Origin of the sequence: Frankia canadensis, from assembly GCF_900197875.1 — a bacterium.
Classification (GTDB): Bacteria; Actinomycetota; Actinomycetes; order Frankiales; family Frankiaceae; genus Frankia; species Frankia canadensis.
In genome coordinates, this window is record NZ_FZMO01000253.1 from 1 (window position 1) to 5,336 (window position 5,336).

Genomic DNA, 5,336 nt, shown 5'->3' on the forward strand with positions numbered 1-5,336 from the left:
GGAGGCGGGGGACGCCGGTCCGCTGTCCGGGCCGGTGTCGCCGTACCAGACGGTGCGCCGGATGTGATCGACGTAGCTGACGATGATGTGCAGGACCCGGCGGGACACGTCGTCGACCGCGTAGTCGGCGACGACGCGGGGCCGCCGGTCGCTCTCTGCCTCCCGCACGATCAGCTGGACGGCGTCACAGATCCGGTCCGGCCGCAGCACACTGGACACCAGCACGCCGCGGTCCATGCCCTCCGGCCGCTCGTGGGCGTCCCGGATGAGCACGGCGGGGAAGCCGATGAGCGAGGCCTCCTCCGTCAGGGTGGCACTGTCCGACAGCACGCACAGCGCGGCCCGCTGCAGGGCGATGTAGTCGCAGAACCCGAACGGCCGGCAGAAGCGGACCCGGTCGTCGATCAGCGGCGCCCGCCCGGAGCGGCGCAGCGCGCCGAGGCGGTCGCGGGTGCGCGGGTGGGTCGAGACGATGATCGGCAGCCGGTGGCGGACCGCGAGCCGGTTGAGGGTCTCCAGCAGGGCGGCGAGCGCGTCGGGGCGGTCGACGTTCTCCTCGCGGTGCACGCTCGCGACCAGGTAGCGGCCGGCCTGCACACCGAGCGTGCCGAGCACGGACGACGTGTCGACGAGCGGCGCGTAGTGGGTCAGCACCTCCTGTACCGGCGAGCCGACGACGAAGATCCGGTCGGCGGGCAGGCCCTCGGCGAGCAGGTGGGCGCGGGCCCGCTCGGTCAGCGCCAGGTGGACGTCGCTGAGATGGTCGGCGACGCGGCGGTTGATCTCCTCGGGCACCCGCTGGTCGAAGCAGCGGTTGCCGGCCTCCAGGTGGAACACGGGGATCCGGCGGCGTTTGGCGGGGATCGCCGCGTAGCAGGTGTTCGTGTCGCCGTAGAGCAGCAGCGCGTCGGGGGACTCGGCGGCGAGGACCGGGTCCAGCCGGGAGATCAGCCGGCTGATCGTCTCGGCGGGGGTGGGGGCGGCCGCGTCGAGGGTGTGGTCGGGGCGGCGCACGCCGAGCTCGTCGAAGAAGACCTGACTGAGCTCGTGGTCGTAGTTCTGCCCGGTGTGCACCAGACGCAGGTCGACGGCCCGGTCGAGGGCGGCGAGAACCCGGCTGAGCTTGACCACCTCCGGCCGGGTGCCGACGACGGCGAGTACCCGCAGCCGGCGTTCCCGCGGGCCGCCGGCGGCGGGGACGGCGACGGCGGGCCGCGCGACACTCAGCGTCGCCCGGCGCGGCCGTGGGCCACTGGGCTGAGGGACCAGCGGGGTGACCCGCTCCCCTGGCGGCCCCGAGGGCACCGTCGGCACCGAGGGCCCGCTCTGCTCCGGAGTTCCAGTCGCCATTCGGACTCTCCCAGGCACGCATGGATCGTCATCCGGCCACCTGTGCGCCACCGCCGGGCGGAACCGTGCCCGCCCGCGAGCGCCATCCCCGTGACCGCCACCCGCAACCTATCACCCTGAGTAGCATCTGATAACCCTGAGTGAACGATCACCCGCTGGTCAGCGCTTTCCTTACCGTGCCATGAGGGACAGATCGGACAGGAGACCCGGGAGAAGGGCACGGAACCGCCGAAAACGGCAGGAAGCCGCCGCGCGCCGGCCAGGGGCCGACACGCGGCGGCAGGTGATGCAGGCGGAGTCGGAGACGATCTAGAGCAGCGAGCGCAGGACGTAGAGCAGGATGCCGCCGTGGCGGTAGTACTCCGCCTCCCCCGGCGTGTCGATCCGGACGACGGCCTCGAACGACTTCTCGCCGGCCTGCACGGTGATCGTCGGGGTCTTCTCGTCCACCGCGGCGAGGCCGGTGATGGTGAACGTCTCCTCGCCGGTCAGGCCCAGCGACTCGGCCGACTGGCCCTCGGGGAACTGCAGCGGCAGCACGCCCATGCCGATCAGGTTCGAGCGGTGGATCCGCTCGTAGGACTCGGCGATGACCGCGCGCACGCCCAGCAGCGAGGTGCCCTTGGCCGCCCAGTCCCGCGACGAGCCGGAGCCGTACTCCTTGCCGGCGAGCACGACCAGCGGCACGCCCTCGGCGGCGTACTTCTGCGCCGCGTCGTAGATCGCCAGCTGCTCGCCGTCCGGCAGGTGGCGGGTGACGCCGCCCTCGACGCCGGAGACGAGCTTGTTGCGCAGGCGGATGTTCGCGAAGGTGCCGCGGATCATCACCTCGTGGTTGCCGCGCCGGGACCCGTAGGAGTTGAAGTCGGTCGGCGCGACGCCGTGCTCGGTGAGGTACCGGCCGGCGGGCGAGTCCCTCTTGATGTTTCCCGCCGGGGAGATGTGGTCGGTGGTGACCGAGTCGCCGAGGACCGCGAGCGCGCGGGCGCCGACGATGTCGGTGCGGGCCTCGGGCTTGGCCGCCATCCCCTCGAAGTACGGAGGGTGACGGACGTAGGTGGAGTCATCCACCCAGCCGAAGGTCTGGGAGACCGCGCCGCCGTCGCCGACGGGCAGGGCCTGCCAGCGCTCGTCGCCGGACAGGTCGGCGTAGTCCGACTCGAACATGTCCGACCGGATGGCGTCCGCGACGACCGCGGCGACCTCGGCCTCGCTCGGCCAGACGTCGCGCAGGTAGACCGGCTGGCCGTCCTCGCCGATGCCCAGCGGGTCGGTGTCGAGGTTGATGTCCATCGTGCCGGCCAGCGCGTAGGCGACGACCAGCGGCGGGGACGCCAGGTAGTTCATCTTGATGTCGGGGCTGATCCGGCCCTCGAAGTTCCGGTTGCCGCTCAGCACGCTGACGACCGCGAGGTCGGCCTCGTTCACCGCCGCGCTGATCTCCTCCGGCAGCGGGCCGGAGTTGCCGATGCAGGTGGTGCAGCCGAAGCCGACCAGGTTGAAGCCGACCTTGTCCAGGTACGGCACCAGCCCGGCCCGCTCGTAGTAGTCCATGACGACCTTGGACCCCGGGGCGAGCGTGGTCTTGACCCACGGCTTGCGGGTCAGGCCCTTCTCGACGGCGTTGCGGGCGAGCAGCGCCGCACCGATCATCACCGTCGGGTTGGACGTGTTGGTGCAGGAGGTGATCGCGGCGATCGCGACGGCACCGTGGTCCAGCTCCACGGCGGTGCCGTCGGCGAGCGTCACCGGGGTCGGGTTGGACGGGCGGTCGGCCACGGGGCCAGCGACGGCGTTGACGGAGACCGGCGCGTCGGAGGGCTTGTCCGCGAAGGCCGCGGCCGGGTCGGAGGCGGGGAACGACTCGGCATCGGCCTCGTCGGCGCCACCGTTCGCCAGCGGCGTCGCCGTGGCGTAGGTGGGCAGCGCGGCGCGGAAGGCCTGCTTGGCGGTGGACAGCGGCACCCGGTCCTGCGGCCGCTTCGGGCCGGCGAGCGACGGCACGACCGTGGACAGGTCGAGCTCGAGCGTCGTGGTGTAGTCGGCCTCGCGACTCGGGTCGAGCCAGAGGCCCTGCTCCTTGGCATACGCCTCGACCAGCGCGATCTGCGGGGCGGGCCGGCCGGTGAGGCGCAGGTAGTTCAGGGTCTCGCCGTCGATCGGGAAGATGGCGCAGGTGGAGCCGTACTCGGGGCTCATGTTGGCGATGGTGGCCCGGCTGGCCAGCGGCAGGTTGGCCACGCCCTCGCCGTAGAACTCGACGAACCGGCCGACGACGCCGTGCCTGCGCAGCATCTCGGTGATGACGAGGACCATGTCGGTGGCGGTGGTGCCGGCGGGCAGCTCACCGGTCAGCTTGAAGCCGACCACGGTCGGGATGAGCATGCTGACCGGCTGGCCGAGCATCGCGGCCTCGGCCTCGATGCCGCCGACGCCCCAGCCCAGCACACCCACACCGTTGATCATGGTGGTGTGGCTGTCCGTGCCGACGAGGGTGTCCGGGTAGGCGAGCGTGCCCTCGGGCGTCTCCCGGGTGAACACGACCCGGGCCAGGTATTCCAGATTGACCTGGTGGACGATGCCGGTGTTCGGCGGGACGACCGTGAAGTTGTCGAAGGCCGCCTGCCCCCAGCGCAGGAACTGGTAGCGCTCCCGGTTGCGGCCGAACTCCAGCGCCGCGTTGAGCTCGAAGGCGTCCTGGCGGCCGAAGTGGTCGGCGATGATCGAGTGGTCGATCACCAGCTCGGCGGGCGCCAGCGGATTGATCTTCGCCGGGTCGCCGCCGAGCGCGGCCATCGCCTCACGCATCGCGGCGAGGTCCACCACACACGGGACGCCGGTGAAGTCCTGCATGATCACGCGGGCGGGGGTGAACTGGATCTCCTGACTCGGCGCGGCCGCCGGGTCCCAGTTCGCCAGCGCCCGGACGTGGTCGGCGGTGATGTTGGCGCCGTCCTCGGTGCGGAGCAGGTTCTCCAGGAGCACCTTCAGGCTGTAGGGGAGTCGATCGGCCCCGGGCACCGCGTCCAGCCGCCTGATCGTGTAGGTGCGGTCACCTACCGCGAGCGATCCGGTACTGCCGAAGCTGTCCATCGTTCTCCTCCTCGTCACCCGCCGCCCGTCACCCACGGACGACGGGGCTCGCCACCATGGCCACGCCCCTGCGGCACCACCATGGCGACACCGCCGGCGGCGAGCCCGTAGACGCAGGGCCGCCCGCGGCGTCGGCCATCCCCGGCCGGCTTTGACTCCATCCTGGCATTTACCGCCGACAGGCATCGCCGCAGAGGGCCTGTGACACAGCCGACGCGACCAACCGACCCACGTCTGGGTGGAATACCGGATTCATCCAGGTATGCGCCAGCCCGACTCCGGAGGTGGAGCGCCGGAGCCGCGCCCGGCCCATTTACTTAGCAAGGCTAACCATATCACACGGGAGCCTCGTCGAGATCGGCCTCGAGATCCGCCCCGAACCGATCGAGGAACACCTCCCGCTTGCGGCGCGGGCTCATCCCACCGGTACCCACCGAACGGGCGAGCATCCGCTCCTCCCAGCTGGCCATGTCGGTCACCACCCGGGCCGGCGCCCCCGCGACCAGCGAGCCGGCCGGCACGTCGCGCATCACCACGGCGCCCGCCGCGACCACGACGTCGGACCCGATCGTGACGCCCGGCATGATGATCGCGTTGATGCCGAGGATGGTGTCGGAGCCGATCCGGATCGGCGCGACCACGTCGATGTCGGGATAGCGCCGCCGCATCCGGCTGGCGGCCCCGTCGTGGGTGACGAAGCGGACCCCGCCGGCGATACCGACCCGGTCGCCCAGCCTGATCAGGTAGGGCTCGGTACCGAACGTGGCCGACGTGAGTTCGATGAGCCGGCAGTCGGCGCCGAGACGCACGCCGATCCAGCGGGCGTAGCGCACCGGGTCGGTGCGCAGCAGGTAGGTGCGCCACGCCACCCGCCCCACCCGTCCCACCAGCGC

Annotated in this window: 3 protein-coding genes; all 3 read right to left on the reverse strand. The window is 71.7% G+C overall.

The genetic code is table 11. The annotated features are described in order from the left end of the window. The coding region (wecB, locus tag C1A33_RS19505; RefSeq protein ID WP_101832887.1) for a non-hydrolyzing UDP-N-acetylglucosamine 2-epimerase at positions 1 to 1,350 on the reverse strand (1,350 nt) is incomplete at its 3' end. A 309-nt stretch (positions 1,351 to 1,659) separates the two neighbouring features. After that, a complete protein-coding gene (gene acnA, locus C1A33_RS19510) occupies positions 1,660 to 4,443 on the reverse strand; it encodes an aconitate hydratase (RefSeq protein WP_101832888.1) in 2,784 nt (927 codons plus the stop codon). Positions 4,444 to 4,778: 335 nt separating this feature from the next. Next, positions 4,779 to 5,336: acyltransferase (locus C1A33_RS19515; protein ID WP_133150738.1), on the reverse strand; the 558-nt coding region annotated here is incomplete at its 5' end.

Coding starts and splice junctions, on each gene's coding strand:
- acnA (WP_101832888.1), bottom strand. CDS start 4,443: ATGGACAGCTTCGGCAGTACCGGATCGCTCGCGGTAGGTGACCGCACC.